This is a genomic window from Buchananella sp. 103232 (assembly GCF_058725725.1).
In genome coordinates, this window is the sequence record NZ_JBZXJM010000006.1 from 49,215 (window position 1) to 69,228 (window position 20,014).

15 protein-coding genes and 1 tRNA gene are annotated in these 20,014 nt (G+C 66.5%); 4 read left to right on the forward strand and 12 right to left on the reverse strand.

Annotated elements, in window-relative coordinates; translation table 11 throughout:
• Positions 1–43: 43 nt before the first annotated feature.
• Together AC4PWQ_RS01140 and rpsA are read right to left on the reverse strand one after the other, a co-directional pair.
• Positions 44–658, reverse strand: coding sequence for a pyroglutamyl-peptidase I (locus tag AC4PWQ_RS01140; protein ID WP_371174181.1), 615 nt, complete (start codon positions 656–658; stop codon positions 44–46).
• 143 nt (positions 659–801) lie between these two features.
• Positions 802–2,265, reverse strand: coding sequence for a 30S ribosomal protein S1 (gene rpsA / locus AC4PWQ_RS01145; RefSeq protein ID WP_371152130.1), 1,464 nt, complete (start codon positions 2,263–2,265; stop codon positions 802–804).
• Between the two features lie 118 nt (positions 2,266–2,383).
• Here rpsA and AC4PWQ_RS01150 point away from each other — a divergent pair, with 118 nt between their 5' ends.
• The gene (locus AC4PWQ_RS01150) at positions 2,384–3,202 is read left to right on the forward strand and encodes a class I SAM-dependent methyltransferase (RefSeq protein ID WP_371164587.1); all 819 of its coding nucleotides are present in this window, start codon (positions 2,384–2,386) and stop codon (positions 3,200–3,202) included.
• Between the two features lie 60 nt (positions 3,203–3,262).
• Here AC4PWQ_RS01150 and polA read toward each other — a convergent pair whose 3' ends face one another.
• Entirely contained in the window at positions 3,263–6,070 is a 2,808-nt protein-coding gene (gene polA / locus AC4PWQ_RS01155; RefSeq protein ID WP_492089525.1) for a DNA polymerase I, read from the reverse strand.
• Between polA and AC4PWQ_RS01160 the strand changes: the two genes are divergently transcribed.
• The gene (locus AC4PWQ_RS01160) at positions 6,069–6,533 is read left to right on the forward strand and encodes a PaaI family thioesterase (RefSeq protein WP_492089526.1); all 465 of its coding nucleotides are present in this window, start codon (positions 6,069–6,071) and stop codon (positions 6,531–6,533) included. The two genes, polA and AC4PWQ_RS01160, sit on opposite strands and share 2 nt — an antisense overlap.
• Positions 6,534–6,989: 456 nt before the next feature.
• Here AC4PWQ_RS01160 and AC4PWQ_RS01165 read toward each other — a convergent pair whose 3' ends face one another.
• Complete coding sequence (locus tag AC4PWQ_RS01165) at positions 6,990–7,931, reverse strand: DUF808 domain-containing protein (RefSeq protein WP_492089527.1); 942 nt, start codon at positions 7,929–7,931, stop codon at positions 6,990–6,992.
• A 75-nt stretch (positions 7,932–8,006) separates the two neighbouring features.
• Positions 8,007–8,633, reverse strand: coding sequence for an ANTAR domain-containing response regulator (locus AC4PWQ_RS01170; protein ID WP_371153032.1), 627 nt, complete (start codon positions 8,631–8,633; stop codon positions 8,007–8,009).
• A gap of 127 nt (positions 8,634–8,760) precedes the next feature.
• Between AC4PWQ_RS01170 and AC4PWQ_RS01175 the strand changes: the two genes are divergently transcribed.
• Positions 8,761–8,834: transfer RNA gene (locus AC4PWQ_RS01175), tRNA-Leu, on the forward strand.
• 157 nt (positions 8,835–8,991) lie between these two features.
• On the opposite strand, the gene pyk is transcribed toward AC4PWQ_RS01175, so the two are convergent.
• The 5 genes from pyk to trpC form a co-directional block, all read right to left on the reverse strand.
• Positions 8,992–10,419 (reverse strand): pyruvate kinase, encoded by a 1,428-nt coding sequence (gene pyk / locus AC4PWQ_RS01180; RefSeq protein ID WP_371152125.1) that lies wholly within the window; start codon positions 10,417–10,419, stop codon positions 8,992–8,994.
• Between the two features lie 67 nt (positions 10,420–10,486).
• A complete protein-coding gene (lgt, locus tag AC4PWQ_RS01185) occupies positions 10,487–11,518 on the reverse strand; it encodes a prolipoprotein diacylglyceryl transferase (protein WP_371164583.1) in 1,032 nt (343 codons plus the stop codon).
• The gene (gene trpA / locus AC4PWQ_RS01190; RefSeq protein WP_371152123.1) at positions 11,519–12,310 is read right to left on the reverse strand and encodes a tryptophan synthase subunit alpha; all 792 of its coding nucleotides are present in this window, start codon (positions 12,308–12,310) and stop codon (positions 11,519–11,521) included. It lies immediately after the preceding gene.
• On the reverse strand, positions 12,307–13,572 hold the full coding sequence (gene trpB, locus AC4PWQ_RS01195) for a tryptophan synthase subunit beta (protein ID WP_371164581.1): 1,266 nt from the start codon (positions 13,570–13,572) through the stop codon (positions 12,307–12,309). The genes trpA and trpB overlap by 4 nt, the downstream gene beginning before the upstream one ends.
• 2 nt (positions 13,573–13,574) lie before the next feature.
• Positions 13,575–14,402, reverse strand: a complete 828-nt coding sequence (gene trpC, locus AC4PWQ_RS01200) for an indole-3-glycerol phosphate synthase TrpC (RefSeq protein ID WP_371152121.1) — start codon at positions 14,400–14,402, stop codon at positions 13,575–13,577.
• Between the two features lie 347 nt (positions 14,403–14,749).
• Here trpC and AC4PWQ_RS01205 point away from each other — a divergent pair, with 347 nt between their 5' ends.
• Positions 14,750–15,916, forward strand: a complete 1,167-nt coding sequence (locus AC4PWQ_RS01205; RefSeq protein ID WP_492089528.1) for an AZOBR_p60025 family cell surface glycopolymer formation protein — start codon at positions 14,750–14,752, stop codon at positions 15,914–15,916.
• A 742-nt stretch (positions 15,917–16,658) separates the two neighbouring features.
• Here AC4PWQ_RS01205 and AC4PWQ_RS01210 read toward each other — a convergent pair.
• The gene (locus AC4PWQ_RS01210) at positions 16,659–18,923 is read right to left on the reverse strand and encodes a cell wall-binding repeat-containing protein (protein ID WP_492089529.1); all 2,265 of its coding nucleotides are present in this window, start codon (positions 18,921–18,923) and stop codon (positions 16,659–16,661) included.
• A gap of 415 nt (positions 18,924–19,338) precedes the next feature.
• Positions 19,339–20,001 carry a nucleoside/nucleotide kinase family protein gene (locus AC4PWQ_RS01215; RefSeq protein ID WP_492089530.1) on the reverse strand — a complete coding sequence of 221 codons (663 nt, stop codon included), beginning with the start codon at positions 19,999–20,001 and terminating at the stop codon, positions 19,339–19,341.
• Between the last annotated feature and the right edge of the window lie 13 nt (positions 20,002–20,014).

Genomic DNA, 20,014 nt, shown 5'->3' on the forward strand with positions numbered 1-20,014 from the left:
CTCAGGGGTGAGACCGCCGGTATCGCCTGCGCTCCCGGCCACGTCAACCCCACCATTCCTCGTGCTGGCAAAGGGCCGCAACTACGCTGATCACAGTTGGCGCATCCACCTTGTCCAGCGGCGGTATGTGCACGAACAGCGTGGCGCCCTCCCCGCGCTCAATGGCCTCCTGCGTGATCACGGCGAGCGCGGCGTTGCACAGGTAGCGGCCCGCGTCGTCGGACCGGCGCACCGGCAGCGGGCCGCCCTCCCGGTCCTCTCCGCTCAAGGCCGTCACCGCCGCATCCACGTCGAAACGCGATGACCATTCGGCTTGTGCGCCAGGGATCACCTCCGCGGTCTGCGGGAGCTGCCCGTCCACGTCCACGCTGTCCGCCGCCAGCTCGTTAAAGGCGCGCGCCTCCAGCGTCATCTGGCTCTCTGAGGTATCGACGCCCAGGCAGACCGTGAGTGCGGGCCGTTGCTGGGCCAGCAGCTCGCGCAGCAACGGCAGCGTGCGGCGGTAGGAGACGGGCAGCTGGGCGAACACCACCGGGCGCTGCACGCCCAGCAGATCGGGGTCCTCGGAGAGAAGCTGCACCACCTGGCCAGAGGGGTTTACCTCCACGCCGGGGAAAGGCCCGTAGCCCGTGATCAGGATCGGGGAAGAATCTTGCATGTCCCCAAGAGTAGTGCCCGGTGCTACGCCAGGCGCCCGCAACGGTACGGGGCGGCCCCACCCGCCGGCAGCGCGCCGCGATCGCGAGACGCAAAAGCAGGGAGGGCGCCCCGCAGGACGCCCTCCCCGTTGTTGAACCGGGATCAGTTACCGGTCAGCTTCTCGCGCAGAGCAGCCAGGGCCTCGTCGGAAGCCAGGGTGCCAGCGGACTCCTCGGTCGAGGAGGAGTAGGAAGCCGGAACCTCGGCCTCGGCGGCGGCAGCCGCACCGGCCTCCTCGGCAGCGGCCTGAGCGGCCTCAACCTGAGCCTTGTGGGCCTCCCAGCGGGCGTGGGCCTCAGCGTACTGCTGCTCCCAGGCCTCACGCTGCTTCTCGAAGCCGGGCAGCCACTCGTTGGACTCCGGGTCGAAGCCCTCCGGGTACTTGTAGTTGCCCTGCTCGTCGTACTCGGCGGCCATGCCGTAGAGGGACGGGTCGAACTCCTCGGAGGCGACGTCCAGGCCCTCGTTGGCCTGCTTCAGGGACAGGGAGATGCGGCGACGCTCCAGGTCGATGTCGATGACCTTGACGAAGACCTCCTCGCCCACCTTGGCGACCTGCTCGGGCACCTCGACGTGGCGGATGGCCAGCTCGGAGATGTGCACCAGGCCCTCGATGCCGTCCTCGACGCGCACGAACGCACCGAACGGAACCAGCTTGGTGACCTTGCCGGGCACAACCTGGCCGATGGCGTGGGTGCGGGCGAAGGCCTGCCACGGGTCTTCCTGGGTGGCCTTGAGGGACAGGGAGACACGCTCGCGGTCCATGTCCACGTCCAGCACCTCGACGGTGACCTCCTGGCCGACCTCGACGATCTCGTTCGGGTGGTCGATGTGCTTCCAGGACAGCTCGGAGACGTGAACCAGGCCGTCTACGCCGCCCAGGTCCACGAACGCACCGAAGTTGACGATGGAGGAGACCACACCGGAGCGGACCTGGCCCTTCTTGAGGGTCTGCAGGAAGTGGGAGCGGACCTCGGACTGGGTCTGCTCCAGCCAGGCGCGGCGGGAGAGCACAACGTTGTTGCGGTTCTTGTCCAGCTCGATGATCTTGGCCTCGAGCTCCATGCCGACGTAGGGCTGCAGGTCGCGGACGCGACGCATCTCCACCAGGGAGGCGGGCAGGAAGCCGCGCAGACCGATGTCGATGATCAGACCGCCCTTGACGACCTCGATCACGGAACCGGTGACAACGCCGTCCTCCTCCTTGATCTTCTCGATGGTGCCCCAGGCGCGCTCGTACTGGGCGCGCTTCTTGGACAGGAGCAGACGACCTTCCTTGTCCTCCTTCTGGAGAACGAAGGCCTCAACCTCGTCGCCGACGGCGACCACGTCAGAGGGGTCAACGTCGTTCTTGATGGACAGCTCGCGAGAGAGGATTACGCCCTCAGTCTTGTAGCCGATGTCGAGGAGAACCTCGTCGCGGTCGACCTTGACGATCGTGCCGGTGACGATGTCGCCGTCGTTGAAGTACTTGATGGTGCCATCGATGGCAGCGAGGAGGTCCTCAGCCGAGCCGATGTCGTTAATAGCGACCTGCGGGGCCGACGAGGGGGTAGAGGTGGTCAAGAGAACTCCGATGGATTTGGATAGTGATTGCAAATGGATGTGCGGGCGCAAGTTGCGCCTACACGATCGGCAAGGCTAACAGAAAGCGCTTGTTTTCGCCAGATGCGATACTCGGGCCATGAATGGCGACTATGAATCCATCGTTGGCGGCTACCGCGAGCTCTCGGAGGCAGAGCAGTCCGCCTCCGTCGAGGCCACCGCGCGGTGGTGGGACGGCGAAGCGGAGGAATACTACCGCGATCACGGCGCGACCCTGGGGGACGCCGAGCTGCACTGGTGCCCGGAGGGGCTGCGCGAGTCCCAGGCGCGCCTACTCGGGGACGTGGCCGGGCGCGACGTGGTGGAGTTCGGTGCCGGGGCCGCGCAGGGCTCGCGCTACCTGCACGGACTGGGCGCGCGCGTGACTGCCACCGACATCTCCAGCGGGATGCTGGCCCAGGCCCGCGCTTTGAACCGGGCCGCCGGGATCGACTTCCCGCTGCTGGTGGCCGACGCCCGCTGCATTCCCCTGCCCGATGCGTGCGCGGACGTCTGCTTCACCGCCCACGGCGGGATCGCCTTCGTGCCGGACCCGGTGCGCATCCACGCAGAGGCCGCCCGCCTGCTGCGCCCGGGAGGCCTGTGGGTGTGCTCGCTGCCGCACCCGGTGCGCTGGATGTTCCCGGACGTGCCCACGCAGGCCGGCCTGACCGTGACCCGCTCCTACTTCTCTAACGAGCCCTACGTGGAGCGCACCGAGTCCGGCCGCATCGTCTACGCCGAGTACCACCGCACGCTCAGCCAGCACGTGGCCGACGTCCTGTCGGCCGGATTGGTCATCGAGGCCATCGACGAACCGACCTGGCAGGCAGGGGACCTGGAGTGGAACGGCTGGTCCCGCCTGCGCGGGGAGCTCATGCCGGGCACGCTCATCATTACCGCGCGCAAGCCGGCTTAGGCGGCACGCAAGCAGACGGGGCGGGGAGCTTGGAAAGCTCCCCGCCCCCGCCTTGCTCTGCTAGTGACCGGCCTCCAGCCAGTTGCGCCCCAGCCCCACTGAGACGTCCAGGGGCACCGACAGGCTGGCGGCCGCGGCCATCTCGTGGCGCACCAGCGCCTCGACCTCCTCGGCCTCGCCCGGCCCCACCTCCAGGACCAGTTCGTCGTGGACCTGCAGCAGCAGGCGCGACTTGAGCCCGCGCTCGTCCAGCGAGCGCTGCACGCCGAGCATGGCCACCTTGATCAGGTCCGCCGCGCTGCCCTGGATGGGGGCGTTCAGCGCCGCGCGCTCGGCCATCTCGCGCCGCTGCCGGTTGTCGCTGGCCAGGTCCGGCAGGTAGCGGCGCCGGCCCAGGATGGTCTGGGTGTAGCCGTCCAGGGTGGCCTGGCGCACCACAGCGGCCAGGTAGTCGCGCACCGCCCCGAAGCGGGAGAAGTAGTCGTCCATCAGCGCCTTGGCCTCCCCCACGTCGATACGCAGCTGCTTGGACAGCCCGTAGGGAGATAGCCCGTAGGCCAGGCCGTAGCTCATCGCCTTGATCTTGGAGCGCTGCTCCGGCGCCACCTGGGCCGGGTCCACGTGGTAGACCCGCCCGGCCACGAAGGAGTGCAGGTCCTCGCCGCTGTTGAAGGCCTCGATCAGCCCGGCGTCCCCGGACAGGTGGGCCATGATGCGCATCTCGATCTGGGAATAGTCGGCGGTGAGCAGGTAGTCGTAGCCCTCCCCCACCACGAACGCCTGGCGCACCCGGCGCCCCTCCTCGGTGCGCGCCGGGATGTTTTGCAGGTTCGGCTCCAGGGAGCTCAGGCGCCCGGTGGCCGCCGCAGTCTGCTGGAAGGTGGTGCGGATGCGCCCGTCGTCCTCCACCGCCTTGGCCAGGCCCTCCACGTTCTGGCGCAGCTTGATCCGGTCCCGGTGCAGCAGCAGCGCGGCCAGGAACGGGTGGGCCGTCTTCTCCGCCAGGTCCCGCAGCGCCTCCGCGTCCGTGGTGTAACCGGTCTTGGTACGCCGCGTCTTGGGCAGGCCCAGGTCGGTGAAGAGCACCTCCTGCAGCTGCTTCGGGCTGGAGAGGTTGACCTGCTTGCCGATCGCCTCGAAGGCGGCGTTCGCGGCGGCCTCCACCTCCGCGTCCAGCGTCAGGCGCCGCTCGGCCAGCAGGGCGGCGTCCGCCCCGATACCGGCCCGCTCCATCCGAGCCAGCACGGCGGCCACCGGCAGCTCCATGTCCGCCAGCAGCCCGGTCGCGCCGCGCTTGTCCACCTCGGAGCCCAGCACCCGGTGTAGCTCCACGCTCGCCGCGGCCTCCGCCAGCGCCGTCGTGCCGCCCTCGATGTCCAACAGGCCGTCGCCCACCTCCAGGGCCTGGTCAAGGTAGCGCTCGCTCAGCTCCGCCAGGTCAAAGCGCCGTCCGTCCGGGAAGCAGAGATAGGCCGCCAGGGCGACGTCGTCCACGATGTTGCCAAGGGCCATGCCGCGCGAGGAGAGGGCGTGGGTGGCGGCCTTCGCGTCGTGGGTGACCACCGGGGCGGTGCGCAGGAACTCGCGCAGCTGCGCGTCCTGCTCCAGGGTTATCACCACCAGGTCCCAGTAGATGGAGACCACCGCGTCGCTCAGCGCCAGCCCGGTGCAGTCGGCCTTGAAGGGACTGGGAGAGCCCACGCCCTCCACGCTCGCGCCCAGCACGGTGCCGGCCTCTCGCCACGCCTCCAGCTGCTCGGCCACCTCGCCGGCCGTCGCCGTGGCGGCGCGCAGTAGGCGCGGGGTGGAGCGTCCGTTCACGGCGGCGAGCCCCCCGTTTGGTCCCTCGCCGTTCGCGCCGGCCGCGCCACTGAGGCTGCTTTCGGCGCCCTGCCCGTCTGCGGCCTGGCCGCCACCCGCCTCACCTGCGGGTGGGCCGGCGGCAACGTCGGCCCCCTGCCCGCCTCGGTGCGGCAGCTGCCGCAAGGCGAGGTCGCGCAACTGGCGAAACTCCAGGGCGTCGCACACCGCGTGCACCCGGGCGGCCTCCGCCCCGATCGGCACCAGGTCAGCCACCGCCACCGGCAGCTCCACGTCCGTCAGCAGCCGGTTCAGGCGCCGGTTGCGCTGCACGTCCGGGATCGCCGCGCGCAGAGCCTCGCCGCGCTTGCCCTTGATCTCGTGGGCGTGGGCCAGGATCCCGTCCAGGCCGTCGTACTGCGCCACCCACTGGGCCGCCGTCTTCGGCCCCACCCCCGGCACGCCCGGCAGGTTGTCGCTCGCCTCGCCCACCAGCGCCGCCAGGTGCCGGTAGCGGTTGGGCGCCACCCCGTAGCGGGCCTCCACCTCCTGCGGGGTCATGCGGCGCAGCTCGGAGACGCCCTTGATCGGGTAGAGCACCGTCACCTCGTCGGTGACCAGCTGGAAGGTGTCGCGGTCCCCGGAGACCACGTACACCAGGGCGCCCGCCTCCCGGCCCTGGCGCGCCAGGGTGGCCAGGATGTCGTCTGCCTCCACCCCGTCCTTCTTCAGGTGCATGATCCCAAAGGCGTCCAGCACCTCCTCGATCAGCTCCACCTGGCCCTTGAACTCCTCCGGGGTCTTCTCCCGGGTGCCCTTGTACTCGGGGTATTCCTCGGTGCGGAAAGTCTTGGAACCGGCGTCGAACGCCACAGCCACGTGGGTGGGCTTCTCCTGCGCCAGCAGGGACAGCAGCATGCGGACAAAACCGTGCACCGCGTTGGTGGCCTGGCCGGTCGAGGTGGTGAAGTTTTCCACCGGCAGGCCAAAGAACGCGCGGAAGGCCATCGAGTGGCCGTCGATCAGGAGTAGTCGAGGAGTGCTCACACGTGTAACCCTAGGCCCCATGACCACTCCCGCGCTTCCCCTCCCCGATTCCTACAACGCCGCCGCCGCCCAGGCCGCCACCCCGCAGGAGGCCGCCCAGCTGGTGGAGCTGGGTGAGCTGGCGGAGCGGATGGGCATAGAGCTGGAGCAGGTTTCGGCCGACTTCGCCGTGGCCACCATGCCGGTCGAGGGCAACCGGCAGCCCCTCGGCGTGCTCAACGGTGGGGCTTCTGCGGTGCTGGCTGAGACGGTCGCCTCCATCGCCGCCCGCCTGCACGCCTTCCACGTGGGCGGGCACGCGGCCGTGGGCGTGGACCTGTCCATCACCCACCACCGCCCCGTTCGGGAGGGGTGGGTGCGGGCGCAGGCCACCGCCCTGCACCGAGGCCGCACCACGGCCTGCTACGAGATCGTTCTGACCGATTCGGCCGGACGACGTTCCGCCACCGCCCGGCTCACCCTGGCCGTCCTGCGCGGAAGCTGATTGCGTCGCTGCGCTAAAGGAGGAGACCGACCGTGTGCTTCTTTAACCTCTGGCTACTGCCTGAACGCTGTGCCACCGACGACTTCGCTCAAAGGGCCAAGGAATCGGCCGGTGTCGACCTAACCCTGCTTAACAACGACGTTGTCGCGCCGCAATCGGCTCAGTTGGCATCCACATTCCGCCTCGGCCCTGCTACCTGCGATTGCGCAAGCTTCATCGGGAACCGATCCGCCGGCCGGGACGACCTCGAGGTGGCTCGGGTGCGACGATGGATGGACCTGCTTGCCCAAGAGCTCGGGCCAAAAGCCAGGGTGGGACTGATCCAGACTTGGAGCCCCGCAAAATTAGTAGAGCCTGCAACGGTAACCAGACTGCCCCTGCACCAAGTCGACGAGGCTCGCCTGCGAGCACTACAAGAGGACGAGCTACTGTTGATCCGCTTTAGCAGGTGGTGAGTCAGTGGCCCTCGCGGGCGGGCAGCATGCGCTTAACCCCTGTCACCGCGAACGCCGCCAGGGAGCCCCACAGCAGGCCGAACACGCCGGACAACGCGGTGTCCACCAGCCACATCACCGCGCCGCCAGCGCCGGCCACCGCGTGCACGGCCACCTCCACCCAGTGGTGCAGGAATTCCACGTGCAGGTCCGCCAGGGACACGATCACGATGTGACCGCCCACCCACAGCATCGCCACGGTGCCAACCACGCCGATGAAGTCGAAGACCTTGGGCATGACCCGCACGATCGCCGCCCCCAGCCTGGCGCGCCCGCCGCCGCGACGCACCAGCGAGGCGCCGAAGTCGTCCATCTTCACCAGCACCGCCACCAGGCCGTAGACAAAGAAGGTCATGAACAGTGCCACGGCCACCAGGATCGCCACGCGCATCGTGTTCGTCTCCCCCGCCAGCTCCGCCAGGGAGATCAGCATGATCTCTGCAGACAGGATCAGGTCCGTGCGGATCGCGGAGGACACCATGCGCTTTTCCAGCTCCTCGGCGCTCTCCGCGCCCGCCGCACCGCCGTCGTCTCCGTGGTGGGAGAGCACGTGGAGCTTGACCAGCACCTTCTCCGCCCCCTCGAAGCACAGGTAGGTGCCGCCGATCAGCAGCAGCACCGGCAGCGACCACGGCGCGAAGTAGGACAGCAGGAACGCCGCCGGCAGGATCACCAGCAGCTTGTTGATCAGCGAGCCGCGCGCGATCCTGCCGATGATCGGCAGCTCCCGCGCCGGGGACAGGCCCCGCACGTACTGGGGCGTCACCGCCGTGTCGTCGATAACCACGCCCACGGCCTTGGCCGACGCCTTCGCGGCGCCGGCGGCAACGTCGTCCAAAGAGGACGCGGCGAGCTTCGCCATCGTCGCAATGTCGTCCAGCAGGGCAATAAGGCCACCGGCCATCGGCTAGCTCCCGTCCAAATCAAAAGCACTGTGCTCGGGCACCCCGAAAGGCGCCCGAGCACACAGCATAAATGCTCAGTCCTTGCCCTTACCGAGCTGCTCGATCACCGCGTCCGCCACCTCGCGCATGGTCAGGCGGCGGTCCATGGAGGTCTTTTGAATCCAGCGGAACGCCTCCCCCTCGCTCAGGTTCATCTCAGACATGAGCAGGCCACGGGCCCGGTCCACCCGCTTGCGAGTCTCGAAGCGGACCTGCAGGTCGGCGATCTCGTCCTCCAGCGCCACGATCTCCTGGTAGCGCGCGAAGGCGATGTCGATGGCCGGCAGCAGGTCAGCCTCAGAGAACGGCTTGGTCACATACGCCATCGCACCCGCGTCCCGCGCGCGCTCCACCAGCGCGGACTGCGAGAACGCCGTCAGCATCACCACGGCACACGCGTTGTCCTTCAGAATGCGCTCCGCGGCCGTGATGCCGTCCATGATCGGCATCTTCACGTCCAGCAGCACCACGTCCGGCTCGAGCTCGGTGACCAGCTGGACGGCCTCCTCGCCGTTGTCGGCCTCACCAACCACCTCGTAGCCGGCCGCCTCCAGAATCTCCACGATGTCCAGGCGGATCAGGGTCTCGTCTTCTGCCACCACCACGCGCCGAGCGGTCGGGACCGAACTATCAGTACCCGAGGAGTCAGCGCCGTTGATGATCTCATCGATTGTTGGAGGAGCGTCGTTGTTCACGCCCTCCATCCTATCCCGCTAAAGGCACCAAAACACGGCGGGCGGGCACGAAATTGCTCCGTGGCGGCATGTCACGCTAGTGTGTACCAGGCCCGCCCCGGTGGCCCAATTGGCAGAGGCGAACGACTCAAAATCGTTAGGTTGTGGGTTCGAATCCCACCCGGGGCACAAATTGAATAAGCGCCAAAGGGGCGGCGATACCCGCGAATGCGGGCTCGCCGCCCCTTTCACTGTCCCCTGGACCTGTTACCCGCCCGGGAACACGAAGGCTGGGGGCGGCGAAACCCGTTTCGTTTCGCCGCCCCCAACCCAGGTTCGCGCCACCTCAGCGGTAGTCGGAGACGTCTCCAACGGAGTGGATGCGGATGGAGTTCGTGGAGCCTGCGGTGCCCGGGGGCATGCCGGCGCAGATGATGACGCGCTCGCCGTCAACGGCCAGTCCGGTCTCGCGCAGGGTGCGGTCCACCTGCTCCACCATGTCGTCCGTGTGGGAGACGAAGGGGACCTTGTAGGTCTGCACGCCCCAGGACAGGGCCAGCACGGAGCGGGTGGAGTCCAGCGGCGTGAAGGCCAGGAGCGGCACGTGGGAGCGCCAGCGGGACAGGCGGCGGGCCGTGTCACCGGACTGGGTGAAGGTGACCAGGTACTTCGCCTCCAGGCGCTCGCCCATGCTGACGGCGGCCTCGGTGATGACACCACCCTTGGTGAGGGGCTTGGCGCGGTAGGTGGAGATCATGTCTCCGCCCTTGATCTCGACTTCCTCGATGATCTTGGCCATGGTGCGCACGGCCTCGATCGGGTAGGCGCCCACGGAGGTCTCGCCGGAGAGCATGACCGCGTCGGCGCCGTCCAGGATCGCGTTGGCGCAGTCGGAGGCCTCGGCGCGGGTGGGGCGCGGGTTCTGGATCATGGACTCCAGCACCTGGGTGGCCACGATGACGGGCTTGGCGTAGCGGCGCGCGAATTCGATGGCGCGCTTCTGCACCAGCGGCACCTCCTCCAACGGCATCTCCACGCCGAGGTCACCGCGGGCGACCATGACGCCGTCGAAGGCGTCGACGATTTCTTGCAGCGCGGCCACGGCCTGCGGCTTTTCGATCTTCGCGATGACCGGGATGAAGCGGCCCTCCTCGCGCATGACCTCGTGGACGTCCTCGATGTCGGCGGCGTTGCGCACGAAGGACAGGGCGATGAAGTCGGCGCCCAGGCGCAGGGCCCAGCGCAGGTCGTCGCGGTCCTTCTCAGACAGGGCCGGGACGGACACGGCCACGCCGGGCAGGTTGATGCCCTTGTTGTTGGAGACGAAGCCGGGCACCTCGCAGCGGGTGACCACGTCGGTGTCGGTGACCTCAACCACGCGCACCGCGACGTTGCCGTCGTCGATCAGGAGGCGGTCGCCGGGGCGGCAGTCGCCGGGCAGGCCCTTGAACGTGGTGCCCACGCGCTCCTTGGTGCCCAGGATGTCGTCCGTGGTGATCGTGAAGATGTCGTCCTTTTCGAGCCTGTGCTTCAGGTCGTTCTCGAATCGGCCCAGTCGGATCTTGGGGCCCTGCAGGTCCACCAGGACCGCAACGGCGCGACCGGAGGCGTCCGCCGCGCGGCGCACGTTGCGGTAGACCTCCTCGTGCTGCTCGTAGGAACCGTGGGAGCAGTTGATACGAGCCACATCCATGCCGGCGTCAACCAACGCTTGCACCTGATCGGAACTGGCCGTGGCGGGGCCAATGGTGCAGACAATCTTCGCACTTCGCATGACTACAAGCCTAGCCGAAATCGCGGCGCGCCTGGGACCGAGGGCTCAGCCCCGCGCGGCCTCGACCTCAGTTCTTGGCGTCCTTTCCACTCGGTTCGTCGGTGCCGGGCTCGCGGCCGGGCAGGTAAATGTGGGCCGGATCGGCGTTTTCCTGGCCGCCCAGCGGGTAGGGCGCGTAGCCCTCCTGCCCGGTGGCGTGACCTTCGTCCCGTGCCTCCTTGCGGGCACTGACCTGGGCCGACGTCGCCTTCACGCCCTCGGCGACCGCCGGCAGGGTGCCGGCCACGCCTGCCTTGCGGGCGGTGGCGCGCTGGTAGAAGTAGACGCCGATGGCGATCAGCAGGGTCGGGAAGACCAGCCACAGGTTGACGCGGATGCCCAGGATGTACTCGCTCTTGTCGATGCGCAGCGTCTCGATCATGGAGCGGCCCAGGGTGTAGCCGATCACGTAGAGCACGAACAGCTGCCCGGGCACCAGCCAGCGGCGCCGCTCGATCCACAGCAGCACGGCGGCGATCAGCAGGTTCCACAGCAGCTCGTAGAGGAAGGTGGGGTGGAACAGGGTGCCCTCGGCGTAGCCGGGCGGCATGTTGTGGGCGTCGATCTCCAGGCCCCAGGGCAGCGTGGTGGGGCGGCCAAAGAGCTCCTGGTTGAAGTAGTTGCCCAGGCGACCGATCGCCTGCGCCACGATCAGCGCCGGCGCCAGCGCGTCAGCGAAGGGGGCCAGGCGTAGGCCCCGGTAGCGGAAGTAGGCCAGCGCGCCCAGGCCACCGCCCACCACGGCGCCCCAAATACCCAGGCCGCCCTCCCACACCTTGACGATGTTGAGCAGGGAGCCGTGCTCGCCGAAGTACTGCTCCGGCACGGTGAACACGTAGTAGAGGCGCCCGCCCAGGATGCCGGCGGGCACCACCCAGATGGCGGCGTCGTACACCACCTCGCCGTCTCCACCCCGGGCGGCGTAACGCTTGGAGCTCCAGATCACCGCCAGGAAGATTCCCACCAGGATGAAGAGCGCGTAGGCACGCAGCGGCAGGGGGCCCAGGTGCCACACCCCCTGGCTCGGGCTCGGAATGGACAGTGGCAGCGAAACCGTCATTTAGCGCACCCCCGCGCGGATAGAAGAAGCAAGTTGCCGCAGTCGTGCCAGGTCGACCGCGCTGGCCTCGCCCACGGTGCGCACGAATGCAGAGCCAACAATAACGCCGTCGGAGTATTGCGCCAGTTCGGCCGCCTGCTCCCCGTTGGACACGCCCAGGCCCACGCACACCAGGTCGGCGCCGGCGGCGCGCGTGCGCTCCACCAGCTGGCGGGCCACGTCGTCTACCTTGGCCCGCACGCCGGTCACGCCCATCGTGGAGGCGGCGTAAATCCAACCCCGGTGGGCCTCCACCGTCATCCGCAAGCGCTCGTCGGTGGAAGACGGTGCCACCAGGAAGATCTGCTCCAGGCCGGCCGCCGTGGCGGCCGCGCGCCACTGCCCACCCGCGTCCGGGGTCAGGTCCGGGGTGATCACGCCCGCCGCACCGGCGTTGGCCAGGTCCCGGGCGAAGGCCTCCACGCCGTAGCGGTGGATCGGGTTGTAGTAGCTCATCAGGGTGATCGGGGCGCCCAGCGGGGCAAGCTCCTCCACGGCGGCGATGTAGTCCTTGAGCTTGACCCCGCGCGCCAGCGCCGCCTCGCTGGCGCGCTGGATCACCTCCCCGTCCATGCCGGGGTCGCTGTAGGGGAAGCCCAGCTCGATCACGTCAACGCCGCCGTCGATGAGCGCCTTAACCGCGTCGATCGAGCCGCGCACCGTGGGGTAGCCCACCGGCAGGTAGCCGATCAGCGCCGCTCCCCCGTCGGCCTTTATCTGGGCGATGCGCTCGCCTGAATAGTTCGTGCTCACTTCGTCTCCCCCAGCTCTGCGGCGGCCTCCGCCGCCTCCGCCTGGTCCAGCAGGTCAAACCATCGGGCCGCGGTGGCCACGTCCTTGTCCCCGCGCCCGGAGAGGTTGACCAGGATCACCGGTGCTCCCCCGTTCGCGCCGCGCGCCCCCGCCTGCGTCAGCTCGCGTCCCAGCTGCAGCGCGCCCGCCAGCGCGTGGGCGGACTCGATGGCCGGGATGATTCCCTCCGTGTGGCACAACAGCCGGAAGGCCTCCATCGCCTGCGCGTCCGTCACGGGCCGGTACTCGGCCCGCCCGATGCTGGCCAGCCACGAATGCTGCGGCCCGACGCCCGGGTAGTCCAGCCCGGCCGAGATGGAGTGCGACTCGCGCGTCTGCCCGTCCTCGTCCTGCAGCAGGTAGGAGCGCGCCCCGTGCAGCACCCCCACCTCGCCTGCCGTGATGGAGGAGGCGTGCCGCCCGCTCTCCAGCCCGTCGCCGCCGGCCTCCAATCCGACCAGCCGGACGGCAGCGTCGTCCAAGAAGGCGTTGAAAATGCCGATCGCGTTGGAGCCGCCGCCGATGCAGGCGCAGACCACGTCCGGCAGGGCGCCGGTGCGCTCCAGCATCTGCTCGCGGGCCTCCTGGCCGATCACGTGCTGCAGGTCCCGCACCAACGCCGGGAAGGGCGCCGGGCCGGCAGCCGTGCCGAATATGTAGTTCGTGGTGGCGACGTTAGAAACCCAGTCGCGGAAGGCCTCGTTGATCGCGTCCTTCAAGGTGGCGCTGCCGGTGGCCACGCCGCGCACCTCCGCACCCAGCAAGCGCATGCGCGCCACGTTCAGGGCCTGGCGCTGCATGTCCTGCGCGCCCATGTAGATCACGCACTCCAGTCCCAGCAGTGCGGCCGCCGTCGCGGTGGCCACGCCGTGCTGGCCCGCCCCGGTCTCGGCGATCACGCGCCTCTTGCCCACCTTGCGGGTTAACAGGGCCTGGCCCAGCACGTTGTTGATCTTGTGGCTGCCGGTGTGGTTGAGGTCCTCGCGCTTGAGGAAGACGCGCACGTCCCCGGCGTGGCTGGCAAAGCGCGGCACCTCCGTCAGCGGCGAGGGCCGTCCCACGTAGTTGCGGTGCAGCTCGGCGAGCTCCGCGTGAAAGCCCGGGTCGGCCTGGAGCTGCGCCCATGCCTCCGTCAGGTCGTCCAGCGTGGCCTGCAGGGCCTCGGGCACGTAGCGGCCGCCGAAGTCCCCGAAGTCCGGTCCGGGGTGCTGTGCCAAGCTCATGGTCATTCCTTCTCGTTGTCCGGGTTGGGGCCCAGGGAGGGGTGGGAGCAGGCGGCGATGAACTCGCGCACCGACGCAGCCGGATCGCCGCTCTTGACCAGCGCCTCCCCCACCAGCACCGAGTTGGCGCCGGCGCGGAAGTAGTCCACCACGTCGTGCGGGCCCCGCACCCCGCTCTCGGCCACCACCGTGATGTCGCTGGGGATCACGTCGACCACTTGAGCGAACGTGGAGCGATCCACCTCCAGCGTGGTCAGGTCGCGGGCGTTGACGCCGATCAGCTTGGCGCCCGCGTCCACCGCGCGGCGCGCCTCCAGCCGCGAGTGCGTCTCCACCAGCGCCGTCATTCCCAGGGAGTGGATCCGCTCGATGAAGGACTCCAGCGCCGGCTGCTCCAGGGCCGCCACGATCAGCAGCACGCAGTCGGCGCCGTGGGCGCGCGCCTCGTGAATCTGATAGGGGGTGACCACGAAGTCCTTGCGCAGCACCGGGATGTCCACCGCGCGGCGCACCGCGTCCAGGTCCGCCAGGCTGCCGCCGAAGCGCCGCTCCTCCGTCAGCACCGAGATCATCGACGCCCCGCCGGCCTCGTACAGGCGCGCCAGCGTGGCCGGGTCCGGGATGTCCGCCAGGCGGCCCTTGGAGGGGCTGGAGCGCTTGACCTCAGCGATGATCGTGAGCGGCCCGGCGCCGCTGCGCAGCGCAGGCACCACGGCACGGGCGCTTACTTGCCGGGCGGCTTCCTCCTTGACCAGCGCGAGCGGCTTTTGCGCTTCTCGGCGCGCCACATCGTCACGCACGCCCGCCACGATGCTCTCCAGCACGTTCACGCTTGCCCCTTTCGTCACCCAACCCGGTTCCAGGCGGCCCCCTTGCCGTTGCGGCCCTACCCTACCGCTTGGCGCATACACCGGAATCTCGCGCCCACATTTGGGCGGGAAAGGGCCGACGTTCCGCCTGGAAGTCGAAGCACGCAACCAGCGCCAGTTGTTTGAGCGCTAAAGAAGACGGGAGGCGGTTAGAGATTTGACAGGGCTGCCCCCGCTCGTGCCAATCTGGGCACCTGACAGATTCCTCGCCCACAGCGATAGCCACGCTCGAGTCGTCTAAATGGAGGCAGAGCAGGGTGCGCCCACGGCGGCGAGCACCGGCGACTACCCCGGCAGGTTTGGTGCTGATGACTAGATTCACCTTCCCCCAACGCGGCCTCTTTGTCCCTGCGGTTAGTGCGACTCTGGCTGCCTCAGTCGCAGTTGCCGCCCAGGTAGCCGCCCACCCGGGGCCTTTCCACCCCAGCCGGCTGCTCAGTGTCGCCGCCGAGGATCCGCTTGCGACCCTCATTTCGAAGCACTCGCCCGATTTCCAGTTCACGGTGCCAGCCGACCACTACGACGGCATCTACTATCTGGCGATGGCCTTGGATCCTCTGGCCCGGGGTGAGGCCCACGACCTCATTGACCTCGCCGCGTACAGATACGGTCACCCCCTATACGGCTGGCTGGGCGCCTTATTCTCCGGCGGCAATCTCAACGCGATGCCGTGGGTATTCTGGGCGCTCAGCGTCTTTTCCATGGCGGCGGCTGCAGCCATGATGTCTGTCTTGGCGCGCCGCCTTGGTGCCTCTGCCTGGCTCGGCCTTTTAGTCAGCTTCATGCCGGGACTTATCTACAGCGCCAGCACCGCACTCACTGAGCCTTTGCAGGTGGCTCTCATCTGCGCAATGTTGCTGGCATGGACTAGCCAGAGGCGTTCATGGATCGTGATCGCCCTCCTTGGAGCCGCGCTGTCCCTCACTAAGGAACAACTGGTTCTGGTACCCGTAGCTCTGGGCATTTCCGAAGCATGGCACTGGCTTCGGCACCGGACATTCGACTGGCGGCCAATTCCCGCTCTTCTCACCGGCCCGCTGGTTTTGGCAACTTGGCTGGCGTACGTTCGTAACCAGTTCACTGCCGAACAGTCCACCTACGATGACGGCAACGTTGGTCTGCCCGGCACCGGCTGGCTTCAGACCTTCGAGATGGCCAACCAAATGCGGGTTAGCGATTTCCTCTCCTCCCAGATCGGCTCCACGGTGGTGCCCGCCCTCATCGCCACTGCCGTGTTGTTGCTCCTAGCCTCGCTAGTCGGCATCCGCTACCACCGAGCTCTGGGGCTAGTGGTGCTCTTTCAGGCTCTGCTGGTCTCCACCCTTGGTTGGCGCACACTCCTGTTCCCGCACGAGATGTTTCGCATCCCCTCGGTGGCAGTTGCGATGGCCGTGTTCGCCCTGGGGGTGGCTCTTTCCGCCCGCAAGGAGCCGGCGGAAACCGGCACCGCGCGCGCTGCCGACCAACGTGCCTGAGCCGGAGCTGGAGGTTGCCGTAGCCCCGCAGGACCCTCTCGAGGTTGCCGGGCGAGAGACTCTCGGGACACGGAGCATCGAAGCATCCGTAGAAGCTGTGTCACCGCCCTCGTCCCCTGACCCTCGCGCCCCTGCGGCGTGCGCAAACGATTGAGCGTCTGAGCCTCCCCTTGAGGGTCTAGTGGACCGGTTACGGTCTCGACGCTGCTACTGAACCCTCACTCGGCCGGGAAACCGGCTCTTCCCACTTAATGGTGTAGAGCCGGAGCTTCAATGCGAAGGCGATGGAGAAACGTCGCGCGTGCGCAGGTATGGAAGGGGGCCAACACCGGATGTTTGGGCATCGGCATGCTCAAGCGGTTGAAGCGTTGACGCACTTGTCGTGGGCTTTGTAACGGTCCACAGTTTACCGGGCTCCCTAACCCCTCAACATTTGCACTAACCTCTCGATTGAATTACCAAGATCGCGATAGGTCGGGCCCCGTTTGCGCAACGACCGGCGGAAGTGCCAAGTCGGTAGTACAGTACTGCAAGAATGGTAGCCCGGACATGACGGTGGGAGCCGCGCTACTTTGGTCAGAACCTTCGCCCACCACCTCCACCCTCAATTCGGAAGAGCCTAATTACGTTAAGTGGGAGGGGGAGGTTGAGCGCTTGAGCGAGCGATGTTGGTTGTCGAGTTGACGCGAGCCAACCCGACAACCAACATCGTTGCTGTGGAAACGCCGTCGGCGCTGTCTGCCTATCCGCAGACCGTACCGCGTTGGACGCCTGCCCCTAGTGAGCCGTCGCCCCCAACCAGGAACCTCTTCAACGGCGATTGGTCGTATATAAACGAATCGACCGAAGCCGGAATACACGTCCGCCGCACGAGCAACATCGAAGCATTCCACTTGCCCGCCAGCGAGGCACTAACCAGGGAATCCGAGTAGGAATGGCCATCGGAAAGCACGAAAACACTCCCTGCCCCAAGGTTGCGCGCTACCTGCGCTGAGGTTGCATACCTGTCGACACCAGCAATTCTCACCACGGAGAATTGCGACGCGAGGCCGTTGACGATGCCAGGCGAAACTGAGTAGGTACCACCAACAACGGTCACTGACCGAACACCGGAAGAGGTCAAGTATTGTCGTACTGATGCAGGCGCACTGTTCAGCTGCCCTGGGACTAGTACCAGAGGCTTACCATTTCGCGCCGCATGCACGCTCCCCGACAGCGCGTCGGGGTAGTCGTTACCATTTACCAGGCTGACTGCGTCGGTGCCGCTATTCCAGCCGTGCCTCGCAATTGCCAATGCGGTGGAAGTCCGATCGGGGCCGGCAATGCGAACACAATTGGAAACGCAACCAGATTCACGCTTGAGCTGTGCAAACACCCCACTAGACACCGAGTTTGTCCCGCCGATGACCACAAGGTTGACATTGCGCAATCGTCGTAGCTCATCCCGCACTACAGCTGGAACCGAATTCGAATGCGTGAACAGCAACGGCGCATTCAATTTGGTTGCAAGAGGTGCGGCGGCAAGAACATCGGCGAAGTTATGGCCGTTTGCTACTACCACGCTCGCGGGAAGCGATCCCTCCGGGTATGCGAGCCGTGAGGCTTGCACGGCGGTTTCAAACCTATCGGCCCCACTCACCCGTACCGGCGACTCACGGTATCCGCTTACAATAGGAGCAAGTAGGTTGATGGTCTTCGCGTTGTTCGCAGACTCCGTGCCCGAGGCGTGCGCCGGGGCCCCCACGAAGGGAATGTCGGGGTTAGAGAACTGAGTAGCCGTGGGACAGTTCGGACCACAGTCTATTGCCATGATCGACTTGATCACGCCGGGAATCCTGTACCCGTACGCGAACGGGTGCGCGCCGGGCGAGCCAGCCTCCGCCTCATGCCCTCCTCCAAATACGTGTCCGAGTTCATGAACGAACAGTCGGTCACCAGCGGGCGAGTCGTCATAGAACAAGATGCCCGCAGCAAAACGTGAATTCCCCTCGGCACGCGGTACGTAGGTTAACCCAGCAGGGAGACCATAACCGATGAAGGCCATGGTTACATCTGCGCCGATGGCGTCACGCAATCTGTCCACGTTCGAAACGGTGTCCTCGTGTTTGTATATGAGGTTTTCTAGGTCCACTGAAATGTCACCATGCAGAACATTCCTGTTCAGTACAGAGGATTGGTCGTCGTCACTTGTATCGTTGCTGTCTACAAGCGGCAACGCGATCTTGTCGGCTAGGACGATTCGTGCGCTAACACCGGAACGGGCGAAGGCACCGTTGGCGACTGCGACATACTGCCTCAACCGTGCATTTACGTCGCCAGCCAAGTCAGACTGGTACACCGCGAGTAGTGTAATGAGGTGGTTGCCGAAGTTGTCGACCGTTCCGCTTTGGTCACGTGAAGCAAATTCTGCGACGTCGATGTCGAGCCTGAGTTCCTCCCGCTGAGGAGCGAACGTTTGCTCAGTGTCTCGCTGAGCTAACACGACTATTCCGTCAGCCGCTGTTTCGATTCGCGAATCGGCTCGACTGCTCGTAATGGAACCCGACATCTGGTACTGGCCATCTGTTTGGGGAGAAAACACCAGCACCATGTCACCAAACTCGCCATCTGCTGAGACTAGGTCTCCAACGAACTCAATGGTGGGCATTTCGTCGCCAGCCGCCTTAGTCGCAGCCACCACCAAAGGATTCACATCGAACAGAAGCCCGTCAGGATTCTGGAGCTTGAAAGGCTCTCGAAGCGATAGCTCGACACGTTCCCCTGGTTCCATCGGCGCTAAGCCAGAAAGGTCAGCTACCACATTTAGAGCATCCCGCACGGGAATATTGTGCCTGCTCTCCATACCTGCACCGCTGCTCCGAGCGGTGACCAATCCACCGGTGTCCGATGTGTTGAACCAAACTCCATCATCTAGGTCTGTCCCCACATCCGCATTCGCTTGAATCGGCATGCCCGCCACCAGCAGAGTGGTGGCAAGCATCCCAATCGTTGTTCGACGACGCCGCATTGTCTCTCCTCTCTCGGCGTGTACCGAAAAACCGCTACGACGCCAGTGCAGACCATTGAGGTTCCCATTCGGGGATTTGAGGAAGCACGAATATAAACGGCCTTGAATCGTGGCAGTTGATCGGTTTCATCCGTTTGCTCGGTGATCACGCAATCGATAAAGATTCGCCCTGCCACCAAGTCCGCCGAACAGACTTGCTGTACCCCTGGCCTCGACTTCCATGCAATCAGGGATGACGTTTGCCCCGCAGCGACACTCCAGTCGGCTGCCCCACCATCCGACCAGAATTTGAGATACGCTGTAGAGTTGCGCTTCGGTCAGAAATCCCACGTTGCCCTTCCGATTGCGTTCCTCGTCGGTCTTTGTAAAGACGCCATCTACTCATCCCTGCGCATCTACTCGGAGCTCATTTACATCAAGGTGCCACGTAGAAATAGCGACAAGAAACCTGCACAGGAAGAGCACCGGGATCCTGTTTCTTTCTTATGCGAGTAATTCTGCGTTCCGAAACACGCACTGCGGTCATCTGCCCTGCGCCGAGCCGCGCGCCCACACGGGCGGCGTGGGCGTGTGCCTCCTCGTCGGCGGCCCACCGCTGCCAGAGGTCGGCCCAGTACCCGTCCCGGTCTGCCACGCGCCGTTCTCTTAGCGCTGCGGGCGCCTCCACGCGCACCACCAGGTCTGCCAGGTGGGCGAGGGCGACGTCGGCCCCCACGCCTTCTATCACCAAGGGCCCGCTCAATCTGGCCGGTGCCAGCACGCGGGCCGCGCCGCTGGGACGGGAGGCGTTCCAATCCCAGGTGGTCAGGTCGGCGTGCCCAAGGCGGCAAGCCCGGAGAAGCGCAGCTGCAACCATGTCGAGGCCTGCGTGCAAACCACGCCAGCCAAGGTAAGCGCACTCCACCTGAAGCAAGGTCGCGGTGGGCGGCAGTAGCTCCATGAGTGCCGAGGCGAGCGTGGACTTTCCACTCCCAGAGGCGCCCCCAATCACCATGACTCCCCGTGGGGGCATCAAGTGGGCCAGCAGCTTGGGTGCGTGCCGATACGACACCAGTTGAACTGTGGGGGTAAGTGGCATGGCGCAAAGGCTA

Excerpts from the sequence above, each read along its gene's own strand:
- AC4PWQ_RS01215 (WP_492089530.1), bottom strand. The coding sequence starts at position 20,001 with ATGCCACTTACCCCCACAGTTCAACTGGTGTCGTATCGGCACGCACCC.
- pyk (WP_371152125.1), bottom strand. The coding sequence starts at position 10,419 with ATGCGAAGTGCGAAGATTGTCTGCACCATTGGCCCCGCCACGGCCAGT.
- AC4PWQ_RS01140 (WP_371174181.1), bottom strand. The coding sequence starts at position 658 with ATGCAAGATTCTTCCCCGATCCTGATCACGGGCTACGGGCCTTTCCCC.
- AC4PWQ_RS01160 (WP_492089526.1), top strand. The coding sequence starts at position 6,069 with ATGACCACTCCCGCGCTTCCCCTCCCCGATTCCTACAACGCCGCCGCC.
- lgt (WP_371164583.1), bottom strand. The coding sequence starts at position 11,518 with ATGACGGTTTCGCTGCCACTGTCCATTCCGAGCCCGAGCCAGGGGGTG.
- AC4PWQ_RS01150 (WP_371164587.1), top strand. The coding sequence starts at position 2,384 with ATGAATGGCGACTATGAATCCATCGTTGGCGGCTACCGCGAGCTCTCG.
- AC4PWQ_RS01210 (WP_492089529.1), bottom strand. The coding sequence starts at position 18,923 with ATGCGGCGTCGTCGAACAACGATTGGGATGCTTGCCACCACTCTGCTG.
- trpB (WP_371164581.1), bottom strand. The coding sequence starts at position 13,572 with ATGAGCTTGGCACAGCACCCCGGACCGGACTTCGGGGACTTCGGCGGC.
- AC4PWQ_RS01165 (WP_492089527.1), bottom strand. The coding sequence starts at position 7,931 with ATGGCCGGTGGCCTTATTGCCCTGCTGGACGACATTGCGACGATGGCG.
- polA (WP_492089525.1), bottom strand. The coding sequence starts at position 6,070 with ATGGGGCCTAGGGTTACACGTGTGAGCACTCCTCGACTACTCCTGATC.
- AC4PWQ_RS01205 (WP_492089528.1), top strand. The coding sequence starts at position 14,750 with ATGACTAGATTCACCTTCCCCCAACGCGGCCTCTTTGTCCCTGCGGTT.